The organism is Lentzea chajnantorensis, from assembly GCF_054300775.1.
The window spans coordinates 2519773-2536929 of record NZ_JBSDZT010000002.1 but is presented as its reverse complement, the minus strand read 5'-3'; the positions used below and the strand labels follow the sequence as shown (position 1 = coordinate 2536929).

14 protein-coding genes and 2 pseudogenes are annotated in these 17157 nt (G+C 70.2%); 8 read left to right on the top strand and 8 right to left on the bottom strand.

The genetic code is table 11. From position 1 onward, the window contains the following. Positions 1–3 precede the first annotated feature (3 nt). On the bottom strand, positions 4–861 hold the full coding sequence (locus ACVDFE_RS13285; protein ID WP_458430603.1) for an NAD(P)-dependent oxidoreductase: 858 nt from the start codon (positions 859–861) through the stop codon (positions 4–6). Next, positions 858–1626, bottom strand: a pseudogene (locus ACVDFE_RS13280) (hydroxypyruvate isomerase family protein). Before ACVDFE_RS13280 ends, ACVDFE_RS13285 begins: the two are co-directional and overlap by 4 nt. A gap of 101 nt (positions 1627–1727) precedes the next feature. Between ACVDFE_RS13280 and uraD the strand changes: the two are divergent. Both uraD and pucL read left to right on the top strand, forming a co-directional pair. Continuing rightward, positions 1728–2201 (top strand): annotated as a pseudogene (gene uraD, locus ACVDFE_RS13275) (2-oxo-4-hydroxy-4-carboxy-5-ureidoimidazoline decarboxylase); the annotation flags it as partial. A 15-nt stretch (positions 2202–2216) separates the two neighbouring features. Further along, positions 2217–3095, top strand: a complete 879-nt coding sequence (gene pucL / locus ACVDFE_RS13270; protein WP_360391040.1) for a factor-independent urate hydroxylase — start codon at positions 2217–2219, stop codon at positions 3093–3095. On the opposite strand, the gene ACVDFE_RS13265 is transcribed toward pucL, so the two are convergent. The 4 genes from ACVDFE_RS13265 to aceB all read right to left on the bottom strand — a co-directional run bounded on the left by ACVDFE_RS13265 (position 3022) and on the right by aceB (position 7531). Continuing rightward, positions 3022–4305, bottom strand: coding sequence for an FAD-dependent oxidoreductase (locus ACVDFE_RS13265; protein WP_458430602.1), 1284 nt, complete (start codon positions 4303–4305; stop codon positions 3022–3024). The two genes, pucL and ACVDFE_RS13265, sit on opposite strands and share 74 nt — an antisense overlap. A 30-nt stretch (positions 4306–4335) precedes the next feature. Beyond that, on the bottom strand, positions 4336–4803 hold the full coding sequence (locus tag ACVDFE_RS13260; RefSeq protein ID WP_458430601.1) for an Imm1 family immunity protein: 468 nt from the start codon (positions 4801–4803) through the stop codon (positions 4336–4338). Between the two features lie 74 nt (positions 4804–4877). Next, entirely contained in the window at positions 4878–6047 is a 1170-nt protein-coding gene (locus ACVDFE_RS13255) for a DUF6986 family protein (RefSeq protein ID WP_458430600.1), read from the bottom strand. Beyond that, positions 6047–7531: a malate synthase A gene (gene aceB / locus ACVDFE_RS13250; RefSeq protein ID WP_360391050.1), complete on the bottom strand. Its 1485-nt coding sequence runs from the start codon at positions 7529–7531 to the stop codon at positions 6047–6049. Before aceB ends, ACVDFE_RS13255 begins: the two co-directional genes overlap by 1 nt. Before the next feature lie 76 nt (positions 7532–7607). Between aceB and ACVDFE_RS13245 the strand changes: the two genes are divergently transcribed. Continuing rightward, positions 7608–8354 carry an IclR family transcriptional regulator gene (locus ACVDFE_RS13245; protein ID WP_360391053.1) on the top strand — a complete coding sequence of 249 codons (747 nt, stop codon included), beginning with the start codon at positions 7608–7610 and terminating at the stop codon, positions 8352–8354. 345 nt (positions 8355–8699) lie between these two features. Here the strand turns inward: ACVDFE_RS13245 and ftsY are convergent, their stop codons facing one another. Further along, positions 8700–10088: a signal recognition particle-docking protein FtsY gene (ftsY, locus tag ACVDFE_RS13240; RefSeq protein ID WP_458430599.1), complete on the bottom strand. Its 1389-nt coding sequence runs from the start codon at positions 10086–10088 to the stop codon at positions 8700–8702. Positions 10089–10202: 114 nt separating this feature from the next. Between ftsY and ACVDFE_RS13235 the strand changes: the two genes are divergently transcribed. Together ACVDFE_RS13235 and ACVDFE_RS13230 are read left to right on the top strand one after the other, a co-directional pair. Next, complete coding sequence (locus ACVDFE_RS13235; RefSeq protein WP_360391059.1) at positions 10203–11336, top strand: anhydro-N-acetylmuramic acid kinase; 1134 nt, start codon at positions 10203–10205, stop codon at positions 11334–11336. After that, on the top strand, positions 11324–12892 hold the full coding sequence (locus ACVDFE_RS13230; protein ID WP_458430598.1) for a sodium:solute symporter: 1569 nt from the start codon (positions 11324–11326) through the stop codon (positions 12890–12892). The genes ACVDFE_RS13235 and ACVDFE_RS13230 overlap by 13 nt, the downstream gene beginning before the upstream one ends. On the opposite strand, the gene ACVDFE_RS13225 is transcribed toward ACVDFE_RS13230, so the two are convergent. Further along, the gene (locus ACVDFE_RS13225; protein WP_360391065.1) at positions 12842–13765 is read right to left on the bottom strand and encodes a GNAT family N-acetyltransferase; all 924 of its coding nucleotides are present in this window, start codon (positions 13763–13765) and stop codon (positions 12842–12844) included. The two genes, ACVDFE_RS13230 and ACVDFE_RS13225, sit on opposite strands and share 51 nt — an antisense overlap. Positions 13766–13894: 129 nt before the next feature. Here ACVDFE_RS13225 and ACVDFE_RS13220 point away from each other — a divergent pair, with 129 nt between their 5' ends. The 3 genes from ACVDFE_RS13220 (at position 13895) to ACVDFE_RS13210 (ending at position 17002) form a co-directional block, all read left to right on the top strand. Continuing rightward, on the top strand, positions 13895–15826 hold the full coding sequence (locus ACVDFE_RS13220) for a DUF7779 domain-containing protein (protein WP_458430597.1): 1932 nt from the start codon (positions 13895–13897) through the stop codon (positions 15824–15826). A gap of 97 nt (positions 15827–15923) precedes the next feature. Continuing rightward, positions 15924–16262 carry a hypothetical protein gene (locus tag ACVDFE_RS13215; RefSeq protein ID WP_360391070.1) on the top strand — a complete coding sequence of 113 codons (339 nt, stop codon included), beginning with the start codon at positions 15924–15926 and terminating at the stop codon, positions 16260–16262. 23 nt (positions 16263–16285) lie between these two features. After that, positions 16286–17002 carry a lysophospholipid acyltransferase family protein gene (locus ACVDFE_RS13210; protein WP_458430596.1) on the top strand — a complete coding sequence of 239 codons (717 nt, stop codon included), beginning with the start codon at positions 16286–16288 and terminating at the stop codon, positions 17000–17002. Positions 17003–17157 lie beyond the last annotated feature (155 nt).

Sequence of the window (17157 nt, the reverse complement as noted above, 5' to 3'; positions counted from 1 at the left end):
CTGTCAGGCCCTTCCCGCGAAGTTCTCGATGACCTTGAGCAGCGCGGAGTGGTCGAGTGAGCCGTACCCCTGCGCGCGGGCCGCCGCGACCAGTGCGGCGATCTGGTTGGTGACCGGCAGCGCGACGTCGGCGGCCCGTGCCGCGTCCAGTGCGATGCCCATGTCCTTGTGGTGCAGGTCGATCCGGAACCCGGGCTGGAACTCGCGGGCGATCATCGACTCGCGCTTGAGGTCGAGGATCCGGTTCGCGGCGAGACCGCCCGCGAGCACGTCGAGGCCCGCCTTCGGGTCGACACCGCTCGCCTCCAGCAGCACGATCGACTCGGCGACCAGGGCGTAGATGCCGCCCACCATCAGCTGGTTGGCTGCCTTCACGACCTGTCCGGCGCCGTGCGGCCCGACGTGGACGACCGTCTTGCCGACGACCTCCAGGAACGGCCGCGCGGCCGCGAAGTCCCGCTCCTCACCGCCGACCATGATGCTGAGCGACGCCTGCACCGCGCCGGTCTGACCACCGGACACGGGCGCGTCGAGCACCCGCACGTGCGTCAGCCTCCGCGCGATGTCGATCGAGGTGGACGGGCGGATCGTGCTCATGTCGACCAGCAACGCGCCGTCGTCGAACGTCACCTCGTCGACGACGGCCTCGACCTGCGGGTGGTTCGGCAGCATCGTGATGACGACCTCGGCGCCGCTCACGGCCTCCTGTGCGGACGACGCGTCCTTGCCGCCGTCCGCGACCAGCTTGTCGAGCGAGGCCGGGCTGAGGTCGAAGCCCGTCACGTCGTGCCCCGCGGCCACCAGGTGGGCCGCCATCGGGCTGCCCATGATGCCGAGGCCGATGAAACCGATCTTCGTCATGCTTGGTCCCTCCACGCGAAGGAGTGGGTGACGGGCTTGTACTCGGCGCCGACGAAGCCGGTGTAGCCGTTGGCGCGGAGCTTCCGCAGGTGCCCGAAGAGGTCGAGCTGCACCGGTGCCGGGTTCACCGCGTCCGGGAGCGTCGGCGATCTGCACGTGACCGATGCGGTCCACGTGGCCGGCGAGCGCGTCGAGGTCGTCGCCGTTCGTGGCGAGGTGGTAGAGGTCCGCGAGCAGCTTCACGTTGCCGCGGTCGACCTCGTCGATCAGGTCGAACGCCTGCCGGGCGGTCTTGATCGGGTACCGCGGCGCGCCGCTCAGCGGTTCGACCACGACCTGCGCGCCGATCTCCGCCGCGACGTCGGCGGCGAAGCGGTAGTGGGAGATCGTCTGCGCGGTGGTCTCGAAGTTGCCGTGCAGCGCGTTGAGCGTGCGGCAGCCCAGCCGGCCCGCGATGGCCGCGGTGATCTCGACGTTCGCGCGGAACTCCGTCTCGCGGCCCGGCCAGCTCGCCAGTCCCCTGTCCCCTGCGGCCATGTCGCCCGCGTAGAGGTTCAGGCCGACCAGGCGCACCCGCGCGTCCACGATCGCGTTCTCGAACGCCTCGACCTCGCGCGTCTCCGGTACGGCGTCCGCGAACGGCCACCAGATCTCGACCGCGTCGAACCCGGCGGCTCGCGCGGCTGCCGGGCGTTCCAGCAACGGCAGCTCCGTGAAGAGCATGGACAGGTTTGCGTCGAACATCTTCGGCGATTCCTTCCACATAGCGGAAGTTAGATTCCGTACACCGGAGACACTAGACATTCCGCGAGCCTCAGGTCAAGAATGTGGAAGTTCAATTCCGCGATGTAGAAACTTGGAGAGCCGTGGAGAGCTTCAACAGCGCCCCGGAGTCGGAACTCCGCCCCCTGCTCACCGAGTGCCTCGCGGTACCCCGCTGGGTCGACGCGATCCTGGACGGCCGGCCGTACGCGTCGGTCGATGCGCTCCTCGCGGCTTCTTCGGTTGCCGCACAAGGGCTTTCCGACGAGGAGGTGCTCGGTGCCATCGCCGGGCACCCGCGCATCGGCGAACGACAGCGCGGTGGCGGGGTGTCGGCGAGGTGGTCGCGGTCGGAACAGTCCGGTGTGGACAGCGGTGAGGCTGATCGCCTGGCGGCTGCGAACGCCGCGTACGAAGATCGGTTCGGGCACATCTACCTGGTGTGCGCGACCGGCCTGAGCGGTGCGGAGGTGCTCGACGACCTGTCCTCCCGGATGGACAACCCGCCGGACGTCGAACTCCGCGTCGTCAACGACGAACTCGCGAAGATCGCCGCGCTGCGGCTGCAGAAGCTGATCGGGGAGCTGATCGACATGGCCATCGTCCTGGGCCCCAACCAGTACGGCAAGGCGGAGAACCGCCTCGTCACGGTGTCGCGCAACGGTTCGGTGCACACCATCAGGGATCTGACCGTCAGCACCTCGCTGCGCGGCGACCTCGCCGACACGCACCTCACCGGCGACAACGCCAAGGTGCTCGCCACCGACACGCAGAAGAACACCGTCTACGCCTTCGCGAAGGAGGCGCCGGTCGGGGAGGTCGAGGACTTCGCGCTGCGGCTCGGCCGGCACTTCGTCGGCTCGCAGGAACCGATCACCGGTGCGCGGATCCTCGTCGACGAGCACTCGTGGAACCGCATCGACGGGCACGACCACGCGTTCGTGCAGGGCTCGAACGAGAAGCGCACCACGGCCGTGACGATCGAGGGCGCGCAGGCGTGGGTCGTCTCCGGCCTGCGGGACCTGGTGGTGCTGAAGTCGACCGGGTCGGAGTTCCACGGCTACCCGAAGGACCCGTACACCACGTTGAAGGAGACCGACGACCGCATCCTCGCGACGTCGGTGACCGCGCGCTGGCGGTACACCGGCACGGACGTGGACTGGGCGACGTCGTTCACCGAGATCCGCTCGACGATGCTGAGGACGTTCGCGGACAAGCACTCGCTGTCGTTGCAGCAGACCCTCTACGCGATGGGCGAGGCGGTGCTGAACACCCGGCCCGAGGTCGCGGAGGTGCGGCTCTCCATGCCGAACAAGCACCACTTCCCGGTGGACCTCAGCCCGTTCGGCCTGGAGAACGACAACGAGGTCTTCTACGCCGCCGACCGCCCGTACGGCCTCATCGAGGGGTCGGTGCTGCGGGACGACGCCCCCGGCGCCGGTCGAGCCTGGAGTACTTTGCCAGCCTTCTGAACACCACCGGGGTGAACAGGCTCGCGGGCGGCGCGACCATGTGCACGACCCGGAGGAAGCGGCGGAACAGGTCGGGGTCGTGCACGATCCCGGCCTGCCACTTCTTCAGGTACCAGCCGAGCAGGCCACCGCGCTTGGTCCCCACCCAGCCGCGGTCGGCGTTGCTCGACATCGCCCACGTCCCCCGCGTGGTCCGCGCGACCTGCCGCTGGAAGTCCCGGCAGCCCTTGGCGCTGAAGTCCCCGTGGCTGCGGAACAACAGCGCCTCCATCGCCGCGACGGTGATCCCCTGGCCGTACACGGGGTTGAACGCGCACACCGCGTCGCCCACCGCCACCAGCCCGCCCGGCCACCGCGCGGTGTCCTCGAAGGCGTTGCGGCGGCTGGCCGTGCGGGCGAACAGGTAGACGGGCGTGAGCGGTTCCGCGCCGGCGAGCAGCTCCGTGATGGGCACCCGCAACGAGGCCAGGAACTCCCGGTAGCTCTCGGGGTCGCGCGGCGGGTGGTCACCGGCGGCGCCCTGCGCGGTCACCATGACCCGGCCGCCCTCGACGCGCATCGCCGCGACCCCGCGCCGCAGGTCGGGTGCGGACAGGCTTTCCGCGTACACCACCGGGAAGTCCGCCGGTGCGGTGTAGGTCCGGGTCGCGTACCCGGTGCGGGAGTCGACCACCTCGGGTTCCGGCGTGGTGATCCCCGCGGCGGCGAGCCAGTCCCGCAGCTTCGACGACCGGCCGGACGCGTCGACCACCAGATCGGCGTCCACCCGGCCGGCGCGGGTGAGCACGCCGTCCACGACGCCGTCGCGCATCGACAGCCCGGTGACGTGCACACCGGTCATGAACTGCGCCGTGACCCGGCGGCGGATGCGGGTCTCCAGCAGCGGGCGGCTGAGCGAGAGCAGCGGCATGCCCGTGGGTGCGGCGGCCAGCCAGCCGAGCGGGTTGAGGATTCGCATGTCCCCCGCGTCGGCGAGCTCCGCACCGGCCAGCACCAGCTCCTCGCGCAGACCGGGGAACAGCTCCTCCAGCAGCTCACCGCCGCGCACCAGCAACCCGTGCACGTGCCTGCCCTGCGGCACCCCGGCCCGGTACTCCGGTTCGCCGGACAGCTCGTCGCGTTCCAGGACCACCACGTCGTCGCACGTCTCGGTCAGCACCCTGGCGGCGAGCAAGCCGGCGATTCCCCCACCGATCACCACGGCCTTCATGGAGCCATTGAACCAGCGTTCAGCCGGGCGTCACCGGTTCTCGGACGAGCGCAGCGACATCTGCTGGTCGCGCCAGGAGTGGAACAGGTCGGCCTCGCTGTACCAGTCCACCCCGGTCGGCCGCTTCCCCGTGGTCATGAACTCCACCAGCAGCTGCCGGTACAGGCCGAGCGGAACCCCCACGCCGGGCGGGAAGTCCGTGTACTTCTCGTTCACGTACGGCGCCTCTGCTGAGCCCTTCGGCCAGCCCATGAACTCGTTGTCGACGTAGTACAGGTAGCCCCACCCGCCGCGGACGGCGAGCACGACGTTGTGGTCGGGGTCCCCCTCGGGGGTGAGCGGCCGGCCGAAGTGGTCGAGCGACCCGTCGTTGCACTCCGGCCGCCCCAGCAGCCCGATCAGGGTGTCCACGTCCGCTGCGCACGCGACGACCTGGTACCTGTGCTCCGCCGCGTCGAGGTCCGGCAGCCCGGTCCACAGGCCGGCTCGCATGCTCATGGGAGCCACCCTGCACTCATTGCCCACACCCGTCGACACCCGCTGCCAGAACCACCTGAACGGGCGAGCACCGGTCAGTCCGACCGGGCGGCGAGCCCCCGCAGCGCTGTTTCGTCGAGCCCCGTCGCCGCGTGCACCTCGGCCGGGTCGAGCGCCCCGCAGTCCACCGCGCGGAGGAAGAACGCCGACAACGCCTGAGCGGTCGCGGGTTCGTCCAGCACACCGCCGGCGACGCGCCGCGTGTAGTCCTCCAGCCGCCGGGCGTCCGCGGACAGCCCCTCCCGGTAGAAGGCGTACACGGCCGCGTAGCGCGTGACCAGCTGCGCCGGGTGCAGGTCCCAGCCCTGGTAGAAGCCGTGCTCCAGTGACCGCCTGGTCAGCTCGTAGTGGGTCAGCCAGCCGTGCTGCTTCTGCTTGCCGACCGGCAGCACGTTGGTCGACCCGTCGGACAGCCGGACGCCGGTGCCCGCCGTGGAGACCTGCATGACGTGCCGTGCGAAGTCGCACGCACCGTGCGCCAGGTGTTGTTGCGCCGCAGGCAACCCGCAGTCCGCGGTGTAGTCGTAGGTCCCGAAGTGCAGGCCGCTCACCCGGCCCCGTCCCGCGGCGATGAACCCCGGGATCGCGAGCCGGCCCTGGTCGTCCACGACGGACCGGGCGGTCTCGACCTGGATCTCGAACCGCAGGTCGCCGCCGAAGAGGTCGAGCACGTCCGCGAACACCTCGACCTGCTCGGCGGAGGTGACCTTCGGGAACGTGATCACGAAACCCGGCGGGACCTCTTCCAGCGCGGTCAGGAAGATGTCGAGCGTGCGCAGCCCGCGTTCGCGCGACGCCCTGGTGTCGAAGGACTTGATCCGCACGCCGAACGACGGCGGTGCGGTCCCGTTCTCCAGCCAGCGGGACACGATGTGCGCCGTGCTCTCGGCGTCCATGTCCTCGACGTCGTCCTCGGGCGCACCGTAGCCGTCCTCGAAGTCGATCCTGAGGTCCTCGACCGGTTCCCGGCGCAGCTTCGCGCGGACCCGGTCGAGCACGCCGTCGGGCAGGTCCGGCAACAGGTCCTCGTCGATGGACTCCAGTGCCTCGCGGCCCCAGTCGTCGACCGTGGACCCGATGAGGCGGCCGGCGGGCACGTAGCACGTGTGCACGGGCTGGCGGCCCACCGGCACCTTGCGCTCCACAGTGGACAACCGCGCCGTGACCCGTGCGACGTCGTCGGGCGACAGGGATGTCTCGTACATCAGATGCGCTCGTAGGCGGGCAGTGTCAGGAAGTCGACGAAGTCGTCGGACAGCGCGACCTGCTCGAACAGCTCGGCCGCCGCGGCGACGTGCTCGCCCTCGACCCCGCCCTTGACCCGGTCCAGCACCTCGCGGACCACGTCGGCGGTCACCGGGGTGCCGTCGTCGAGCACGACGGAGTTGTGGACCCACTGCCAGAGCTGCGACCGGCTGATCTCCGCGGTGGCCGCGTCCTCCATCAGGTTGTGGATCGCCGCCGCGCCGTTGCCGCCCAGCCACGACGCGATGTACCGCACGCCGACGTCCACGGCGCTCTCCAGCCCGGCCCGCGTCGCCGCGCCGCCCGCCGACGTGAAGTCCAGCAGCTGCTCCGCGGTGACGCTGACCTCCGGGCGCTGCTTGTCGACCTGGTTGGGCCGGTCGCCCAGCACCCCGTCGAAGATCTCACGGCAAATCGGCACGAGGTCAGGATGCGCCACCCACGACCCGTCGAAACCATCGTTCGCCTCGCGCGTCTTGTCCTCGCGCACCTTGCGCAGCGCGTTCTCCGTGACCTCCGGGTCGCGCCGGTTGGGGATGAACGCCGCCATGCCACCCATGGCGAACGCACCGCGCTTGTGGCAGGTCTTCACCAGGAGCTCGGTGTACGCGCGCATGAACGGCGCCGTCATCGTGACGCTGTTGCGGTCCGGCAGCACGTAGTCCGCGCCCGCGTCCCGGAAGTACTTGATGACGCTGAACAGGTAGTCCCACCGTCCGGCGTTGAGCCCCGACGCGTGGTCGCGCAGCTCGTAGAGGATCTCCTCCATCTCGAACGCGGCGGGGATCGTCTCGATGAGCACCGTGGCGCGGATCGTGCCGTGCGGGACGCCCAGCAGCTGCTGCGCCGTGGTGAAGACGTCGTTCCACAGCCGCGCTTCGAGGTGCGACTCCATCTTCGGCAGGTAGTAGTAGGGCTTGCCCAGCTCCGCGTTGTGGAAGAAGTGCAGCCCGAAGTCCACGAGCGCGCCGACGGCGTTCTTCCCGCCGAACTGCAGGTTCCGCTCGTCGAGGTGCCACCCGCGCGGCCGCACGACGATCGTGGGGTACGGCCCGCCCTTGAGCCGGTACTCCTTGCCCTCCTGCGAGGTGAACTCGATCGTCTCGCGCGCCGCCTCGTACAGGTTCACCTGCCCCTGCACCACGTTGTCCCAGTGCGGGGTGTTCGCGTCCTCCAGGTCCGCGAGCCACACCTTGGCCCCGGAGTTGAGCGCGTTGATCGTCATCTTGCGCTCGGTGGGCCCGGTGATCTCGACCCGGCGATCCCGCAACGGCTCCGGCGCCGGCGCGACCTGCCACTCGCCCTCACGGACGTCCCTGGTCTCCTCCAGGAAGCCGAGCGGCCGGCGGTCCTTGCGGCGGGCGAGCAACTCGTCGCGGCGCGCGGCGTGCGCCTCGTGCAGCTTCGCGACGAACTCAAGAGCCTCTGCGGTGAGGACCTGCACCTGGAGCCACCTCTCTCGGTTTTGCTGTGTGGACTATAGTTTCTGCATTGCGGAACGGCAACGGAAGGAGCCGCACGTGTCCACAGGTGGCGTGCAGTCCCTGCAGCGTGCCTTCGACCTGCTCGAACACCTCGCCGACGCCGGCGGTGAGGCGTCGCTGTCCGAGCTGGCCGTGTCCTCCGGCCTGCCGCTGCCGACGATCCACCGTCTCATCCGCACCCTCGTCACGCTCGGCTACGTGCGCCAGAACAGCAACCGCCGCTACACCCTCGGCTCGCGCCTGATCCGCCTCGGCGAGACCGCCTCCCGCCAGTACGGCACCTGGGCCCGCCCGTTCCTCTCGGCCCTGGTCGACTCGGTGGAGGAGACGGCGAACCTCGCCGTGCTGGACGGCGACGAGGTCGTCTACGTGGCGCAGGTGCCGTCGAAGCACTCGATGCGCATGTTCACGGAGGTCGGCAGGAGGCTGCTGCCGCACGGAACGGGCGTGGGCAAGGCGATGCTGTCGCAGCTCCCCCGCGACGACGTGCGCGCGCTGCTGGAACGCACCGGCCTCCCGGCCTACACCCCGAACACGATCACGGACGCCGCGGAGCTGCTGGACTCGCTCGACGAGATCTCCGCGCGGGGGTACGCGCTGGACGAGTCGGAGCAGGAGCTGGGGGTGCGCTGCATCGCGGTGCCGGTGATCGGCGGGCCGACGCTGGCCGCCGTGTCGGTGTCGGGGCCGGAGGGGCGGCTGACGAAGGACGCGGTGAACCGCATCCTGCCGGAGGTGCTGGCGGTGGCGAAGAAGCTGGCGGACCAGACCGCCACCGCCTGACGTGCATTTGGCCACGCCGACGCCGAAGGCGAGGCGTGAAGGCCTTTTCTCGGGCGGTTCCGCGGTGGGTGGCTTCCCCGTCTAGCGCTCCGATCGTCCTGCCGGGCCCGAGGAGGGATGTCAAGCAGGCACGCTTTTCGCCTGCTTGACATCCCTCCTCGGGTCTGGCGCGCTCTGGTGCGCTAGACGGGGCAGACGCCCACCGCAACGCAACCACCAACGCAACCGGCAGCCGCACAAAGCAACAGGCGTGCCATCAACCCACTCATCGCGCCGGGGGCTTCTTTGGGAGTGTCGGGGTCTGGGGCGGAGCCCCAGGAACCACCCGAATCGCCAGGTACGACCTCAGCCCAGCAGCGCGTCCACGAACGCGCCCGGCTCGAACGGGGCCAGGTGGTCCGCGCCTTCCCCGAGCCCGACGAGCTTCACCGGCACGCCCAGCTCCCGCTGCACCTGGAACACGATGCCGCCCTTGGCGGTCCCGTCCAGCTTCGTCAGCACGATCCCGGTGATGGCGACCTGCTCGGCGAACACGCGTGCCTGCGTCAGGCCGTTCTGCCCGGTGGTCGCGTCGAGCACGAGCAGGACCTCGTCGACCACGGCCTGCTTCTCGACGACGCGCTTGACCTTGCCGAGCTCGTCCATCAGGCCCTTCTTGGTGTGCAGGCGGCCCGCGGTGTCGATCAGCACGGTGGACACGCCGGTGTCCACGCCGCGCTTGACCGCCTCGAACGCCACCGAGGCCGGGTCGCCGCCCTCGGGGCCGCGCACGGTCTCCGCGCCGACGCGCTTGCCCCACGTCTCCAGCTGGTCCGCGGCAGCGGCGCGGAACGTGTCCGCGGCACCCAGCAGCACCGTGCGGCCGTCGGCGACCAGCACACGCGCGAGCTTGCCCGTGGTGGTGGTCTTGCCCACGCCGTTGACGCCCACGACGAGCAGCACGGCCGGCTTGCCCGCGTGCGGCAGCGCCTTCAGGGAGCGGTCCATCGACGGGTCCAGCGCCGCGACCAGCACGGAGTGCAGCAGCGCACGTGCCTCGGCCTCGGTGCGCACGCCGGTGGAGGCGATCTTCGTGCGCAGCGTGTCGACGATCTCGGTCGTGGTGGCGGCGCCCAGGTCCGCGATCAGCAGCGTGTCCTCGACGTCCTGCCACGAGTCCTCGTCCAGGTCGCCGGCGCCGAGCAGGCCCAGCAGGGACGAGCCGAAGCCGCTGCGGGACTTCGCGAGCTTGCCGCGCAGGCGCTCCAGGCGCCCGGCGGTCGGCTCGATCTCCTCGATCTCGGAGGCCTCCTCGGGGAGGTCGACCTCGACGAAACCGCGCTTGACCGAGTCGCGCGGCACGGAGGCGTCGTCACCCACACCGGGCTGGCCGTCGACCTCGGTGCGGTCGGCGACCGGGTGGTCGACCGGTGCGACGGGCTCAGGCGCGACGGGCTCGACGGGCTTGGGCGCGACGGGTGGGACGGGCTTGACGGGTGAGACGGGCTTGACGGGCGCGACGGGCTCGGCGACCACCTCCGCCTCGGCGTGGGCGACGGCCTCCGCCTCGGACGCGTCCGGCGCGGCCGGTGCGAGCGAGAAGCCGGACGAGGCCTGGTAGCCGGCCGGGCGCGGCGTCTCCTCCTTCTGGGTCAGGCTGATGCGACGGCGACGCGTCAGCACCACGCCGGTCACCAGCGCGGCGATCAGCATGACCGCGACGACGATGAGGATCAGGATCAGGGAAGACGTCACGGGAGCATCGTTTCACAGCGGTGCATGTGACCTGTCAACGAGATAGTGCTCAATTAGGCGAAGATTTCACCGCAGCTCTTGCGCCTGAACACGGTGTGGAATAGACCACACGTCGTGAGGGTGATCGGACTGATATCCGGCACGTCGATGGACGGCATCGACGTGGCCGTCGCCGACCTGGCGATCAGCGGTGACGTCGTCGAGCTCGTGCCGGTGCAGCACGCCGAGCACCCGTTCCCGAAGGACCTGCTGGAGATACCGCGGGACGCAGCTGAAGTGTGCGCCTTCGACACGTCGCTGGGGCAGGCTTTCGGCGAAGTCGCCGCCGGCTACCTCCCGGCGGACCTGATCTGCTCGCTCGGCCAGACCGTGCACCACGAGGTGCAGGACGGCGACTGCCTGGGCACGTTGCAGCTCGGGCAGCCGGCCTGGATCGCGGAGCGGACCGGCCTGCCGGTCGTCGCCGACCTGCGGGTGCGCGACGTGGCCGCCGGTGGGCACGGGGCGCCGCTGGCGAGCACGCTCGACGCGCTGTGGCTCGCCGGGATGGTCGACACGCCCGCCGTCGCACTCAACATCGGCGGCATCGCGAACATCACCGTCGTGCGGCCGGGCTCCGCGCCCATCGCCTACGACACCGGGCCGGGCAACGCGCTGCTCGACGCCGTGGTCGAGGTCCTGTCGGACGGCCGGCGCCGCCAGGACACCAACGGGGAGTTCGCCCGCCGCGGCACCGTTCGCGAGGACATCCTCGGCAAGCTGCTCGCCGACCCGTACTACGCCACGCCGTGGCCGAAGTCGACCGGCAAGGAGCTGTTCAACGCCGAGTACCTGCACGGGTTCCCGACGGTCCCGGCCGAGGACATGCTGCGCACCCTGGTGGAGCTCACCGCGCGCACCATCGCGGACGCCTGCCGCGCGCACGACGCCGGCGTGGTCGTCGCCTCCGGTGGCGGGATGCGCAACCCGGTGCTCGTGGAAGCGCTCACCCGTGCGCTGCACCCGATCCCGCTGCGGATCAGCGACGCGCTCGGCCTGCCGCGCGACGGCAAGGAGGCCTACCTGGCCGCGCTGCTCGGTTTCCTGACCTGGCACGGCGTCGCGGGCAACACGCCGTCCGCGACCGGGGCGTCCGGGCCGCGCCTGCTCGGCAGCATCACTCCCGGCAACGGGCCGTTGCGCATGCCGCAGCCGCACGGCACCGTCGTGACCAAGCTCAAGATGGGGGACCCGAAGTGCGCGGACTAGACCTCGCGATCATCGCCCTGTTCCTCGTCGGCATGCCGTTGCTCGGCACGTGGATCGGCGGCAGGCAGAAGTCGGCCACCGACTACTTCGTGAGCGAGAAGCGCATCTCGTGGTGGGTGGTGTGCCTGTCGGTGGTGTCGGCGGAGACGTCGACCCTCACGGTGCTCAGCGTGCCCGTGATCGCCTACATGGCGACGCCCGCGCAGGGCGGCATGACGTACCTGACGCTCGCGCTCGGGTACATCGTCGGGCGGATCGTCGTGTCGTTCGTGCTGCTGCCGCGGTACGTGAAGGGCGACCTCGTCACCGCGTACGCGTACCTGGGCCAGCGCTACGGCAACGGCATGCGCGCCACGGCGTCCGTCACGTTCCTGTTCACGCGCCTGCTCGCGGACGGCATCCGGCTCTTCGCCACGGCCATCCCGATCAAGGTCGTGCTGGCGCAGTACGGCATCACCGCGTCGTACTGGGTGATCGTGCTGGCGCTGGGCATCGCGATGGTGTTCTACAGCTTCTTCGGCGGCGTGCGCGCGGTCGTGTGGGTCGACGCGATCCAGATGCTCTGGTACGTCCTGGGCGGTCTCGTCGTGATCTGGGTGCTGGCCGGCAAGCTGCCCGACGGCTGGTTCGGGAAAGCCGCCGACGCGGGCAAGTTCCAGCTCTTCGACTTCACCTCGTCACCGCTGACGGGCGCCTACCCGTTCATCGCGGCGTTCTTCGGCGGTGCCCTGCTGTCGATGGCCTCGCACGGCGCCGACCAGCTGATCGTGCAGCGGCTCATGGCGACCAGGGACGTCAAGGCCGCGCAGAAGGCGCTGATCGCGTCCGGGTTCGTGGTGTTCCTGCAGTTCGCGTTCTTCCTGTTCATCGGCGTGATGATGTGGGCGTTCTACAACGGCGTGGACCCGGTGAAGGACCTGGGGCTGAACAACAAGGACGAGCTGTTCGCCCATTTCATCGTCAGCATGCCGAGCGGCCTGTCCGGCTTCGTGATCGCGGGCATCCTGGCCGCGGCGCTGTCGTCGTCGCTGGGCGCGCTGGCGTCGAGCACGGTCACCGACGTCTACGAACGCGTCCGCAAGACCCCGATGACCGACGAGGAACGCCTGCGCCACGGCCGGATCTGGACCCTGGTGTGGGCGGGGCTGCTGATCGTCTGCGCGGGCCTGTTCGCCTCCTCGAACAAGACCACGGCGGACCCGATCGTGGTGCAGGCGCTCGGCATCGCCGGCTACACCTACGGCGCGCTGCTCGGGGCCTTCCTCCTCGGCCTGGTCTTCAAGCGCGTCACGCAGGCGGACGCGATCATCGCGTTCGTGGCGACGGTCCTCGTCGTCGGGTTCGTGATCCTGGGCGTCAAGTTCGTCGGGAACACCCCGACGATCGACTTCGCGAAGGCGGACGCGACGCGCAAGTCGTTGACCGGCTGGTGGAACACGCCCCTGGGGGTGGCGGTCACGTTGCTGGTCGGCGGGTTGCTGTCACTGCGGCACCCGGCTGGGCGTTCAGGCGGTGTGCCGGTAGGCGACGAGCTCGACGTGCAGCCGAAAGCCTAGGCGGTCGAACATCCGCTGCGAGCTCTCGTTGCCCGCGTGGATCGACGCGGCGGCCTGCGGTCGTGCACCGTGGTCCGCCGCGAGCTTCCACAGCAGTTCGGTGACGAGGGCAGCGCCCACGCCCTGACCGCGGACGTCCGGTTCCACGGCCACGAAGTCGACGTAGTACTCCTCGGGCTGCGCCTTGCCCGCGGCGTAGCCGAGCACGCGCCGGCCGTCCATGGCGACGACGACGGTGCGGTTCTCCGGTTTGGACTCGACGAGCTGCTTGCCGGACAGGTACGTGCGCGGAAAACATCGCTCGTGCAGCACGGCAACGGCCTCGTGCACGTGCGGATCGGTGGGCAGGACGCGCATCTCACGCTCGCTGGGGCACTTCGCGTCCCGCAGCAGCAACGTGCGCAGATCCCCGTTGTCGAGCACGTGGATGGCACTCGCCTTGCCGGCGCTGAACCCGTGCCGCTCGGCGAACGCCGCGAGCCGCCGGTGGGCGGTGTGCCCGTACAGCTCGAGGTCGGTGATGCCGGTGAGCATCTCGGCGGCCCTCCGGAACATCGCGTCGGCGGTCTGGTCCCAGATCCGGCTGCCCGCCGGGTGGTTGACCGGCACGTCGACGAACGGCCCGTGCAACCAGGCACGGCCCAGCTCGCTGTCGACCTCGACGCTGAACATGCCGGTGATGTTGTCATCGGCGTCGGTGGCGACCACGGTGCAGTCGGCCCAGCTCGGCTCGAACTCGCCGAGCTCGGCGCGGAGCTCGTCGACTGTCTCACCGAGGTAGCCGATGTGGTGCGCGTTGTCGGCCTGGAGCCGGACGAGCAGCGCCATCGTGGCGCTCAGGTCGCCAGGTTCGGCGAAACGGATGTCGTACATGCAGGGAATGGTTGCTCGCACGGCCGTTCGAAGCGAGGGAGTTTTCGCGGGTGTCTCAACTGACGCGGTTATACCGGCTCTGACCTGCGCATACTCTCCTTCACAGCAGCCTGACGGTACAATCGCGCCGTGCCCGAGGAGGACCGCCCCGCCAACTCGGTGACGGGCGTGGTCCACGGGCCTGTGGTCCAGGTCTCCGGCGACGTGAACGGCGGCGTGCACCTCCACCCACCAACCGCGGAGGTGGCCTTCCCGATCCGCGTGGGCGTGATCCCGCGGCAGGCCGACTGTTACCAGGACCGCCTCATCGACGCGCCGCTCACCACCGGTCTGACGACGCTGACCGGCACGAGCGGGGTGGGCAAGACGCAGACGGCCGCCCACCACGCCCGTGCCAGCGACGCCGACGTGGTCGTCTGGGTCTCCGCCACGACGCGAGAAGCGATCCTGAACACGTACGCCGCGGCCGCCGCGTGCCTCCGGCTCGTGACGTCCGGCACGGACGTCGTTCCGGCCGCCGAGGAGTTCCTGTCCTGGCTCCAGACCGCGAACCGGACCTGGCTGGTCGTGCTCGACGACGTCGTCGACCCGGCGGCCGTGCGGGGCCTGTGGCCACCCGGCTCCGGCCAGACCCTGGTGACCACCCAGCGCCGCGACTCCGCGGTGCGGCGCGCCGACTCCCGCGTCGTCGACGTCCACACCTTCAGCGCGGCGGACTCCTCGTCGTACCTGGCGGCCAAGCTCGCCGCGCACCCGGACCTCCGCACGGGCGCCGAGGACCTGGCCGACGCGCTCGGCCACCTGCCGCTGGCGCTGGCGCAGGCGGTGGCCTACCTCGTCGACCGCGGCCTCACCTGTGCCGAGTACCTCTCCAGGTTCCGGAGCAGGCGGCTCGACGCGCTCGCCCCGGAACCGTCCGCGCTGCCGGACGACCACCGGGCGACCGTCGCCGTCACGTGGTCGCTGGCGGTCGAGCTGGCGAACTCCCTCACGCCGCAGGGCTTGGCCGAACCGCTGCTGCAGCTGGCGTCGCTGCTCGACCCGCACGGCATCCCGACGACCGTCCTCACGGGTGAGGCGGCGGTGTTCTGGCTGGAGGAGGCGACCGGCCGGCCGGTCGGCCCCGACGACGCCGCCGACGCACTGCACTGCCTGCACCGGCTCAGCCTGGTGGACCTGAACGCGGCTGACCGGGTGGTGACCCTGCACCCGCTCGTGCAGCGGGTCGCCCGCGACGACGTGCCGCTGCGGACCCGGTCGACGCTTGCGTGGATGGCCGCCTACGCGGTGCACCAGGCACTCCAGCAACAAGGGAACGACCTCTCCCTGGCGTCTCCGTTGCACGCCAACGCCTCCGCGGTGATCCTGGTCGCACTTCCGGCTCTGGTGACGTCGTCCGGATGCCATCCCCTGCTGTTCGACCAAGGGGAAGCCCTGAGGGCAGCCGGGCTCGTGGACGACATGCACGAGTACTACGGACTGCTGCTGGAACTCGCCAGCCGGCGCCTGGGTGCCGGCCACAGGCAGGTCCTCATGATCCGCAACAACAACGCCGGCGGCGAGAACGCGGTGGCGGACCTGACCCGGTTGCTCCAGGACTGCCTCCGCCTGGTCGGTCAGAACGACGAGCTGACCCTCTCCGTGCGGAACAACCTCGCGAGAGCCCGCGCGAGCTCGGGTGAGGTCGGTGCGAGCATCTCGGAGCTGGAGGAGCTGGTGGCCGACTCCCGGCGGACGCTCGGCGAGTCCCACCGGGGCACGATGAGGTCGAGGCACGGTCTCGCGGCGAGCCGTGCGGCAGCGGGCGACCCGGCCGCCGCGATCGCGGAGCTGGAGTCGCTGGCGGCCGATCAGCACCGGGTGCTGGGTGCCGACGACCGCGACACGCTCCTGAGCCGCATCAGCCTGGCCCGCTGCCGCGCTCTCACCGGCGACGGTCCGCGTGCGATCGCCGAGCTCGAAGAACTCGCCGAGCAGTGCGCGAACGCGCTCGGCACCGACCATTCCCGGACGCTGCTGGCGAACGAGGTTCTCGCCAGGTGCCGGACGGAACTGACCTGAGACGGGGCTCACCGTCGCGGTGAGTCGACGGGTGATTCGAGCGGCAACCACCAGATTCGGGCTTGCAGCCCAGGTGAGGGTGGGGGACTCTTCTACGGTGAGTGAGGAAACGATCCAACTCGATCTCAACGAATCCGGGGTGGCCGTCGACCTGCCGCTGCCGACGAACAACCGGGACCAGGTCCAGGGTGTTCCGTACCGGCCGGTCGAATTCCGTGACGATGATCTGCCCACCGCCCTCGAACGTGCCGCCGCGTGGCTGCGGCAGACGCAGGAGTGGCTGGGCGAACCCGTGGACGTCATCGCGGTCCACCTGGACTACGACGACACCAAGGGGAACCCGTACTACGACCTCAAGTTGCTCTGCAACGACGAGGACCTCGCGGGTGTGCCCAGGGTCATCCGGGACAAGGAAGGTACCGCTACCGGCGAGTAGCCGTTCCGGCTACTTTCTGAGGCATGTCGGATCTCGTGTACCCCCCGGTGATCGCCGCGGCCAAGCTCATGTTCCGCGTGCTCGACCTGCGGATCACCGTCAAAGGGGCGCATCACGTGCCGCGTGAGGGCGGGGCGGTGCTGGCGTCGAACCACGTCAGCTACCTCGACTTCATCTTCGGCGGTTACGGGGCGCTCCAGTCGGGGCGGCTCACGCGGTTCATGGCGAAGCACGAGATCTTCGCCAACAAGATCGCAGGCCCGCTCATGCGCGGCATGCACCACATCCCCGTCGACCGGAGCGCGGGTCAGGCCTCCTACCAGCAGGCACTGTCCGCGCTCCGCGGCGGCGAGGTCGTCGGGATCTTCCCCGAGGCGACCATCAGCCAGTCGTTCACCGTCAAGGACATCAAGTCCGGGGCGAACCGGCTCGCGCACGAGGCGGGTGTGCCGCTCGTGCCCGTCGCCCTGTGGGGCACGCAGCGGTTGTGGACCAAGGGGCGCAAGAAGGACCTCACGCAGCGGCACGTGCCCGTCACCATCCTGATCGGCGAGCCGTTCGAGGCCTCCCCCGGCGACTCCGGCGACGAGTTGCTGCGCGAGCGGATGCAGGACCTGCTCGACACCGCCCAGGCCGACTACCCCAACGAGCCGGGTGCGTGGTGGGTGCCGCGGCACCTCGGTGGCACCGCGCCGACACCGGAGGAAGCCGCGCGGCTCGACTCGCGCAGGCCTGAGTAGACCCCATCGAACCGCCTCTGACCTGCGGATGCAAGGTTTCCACAAGCTCGGCCGTGCACAGTTCGTCCTGCGAGCCGGGACGTGGTGCGGTGGAACTGGGGGATCACACCCCGCCCGGAGCGCGAGCTGCGTCAGAGCGGTGGCGAGGGGGCTCC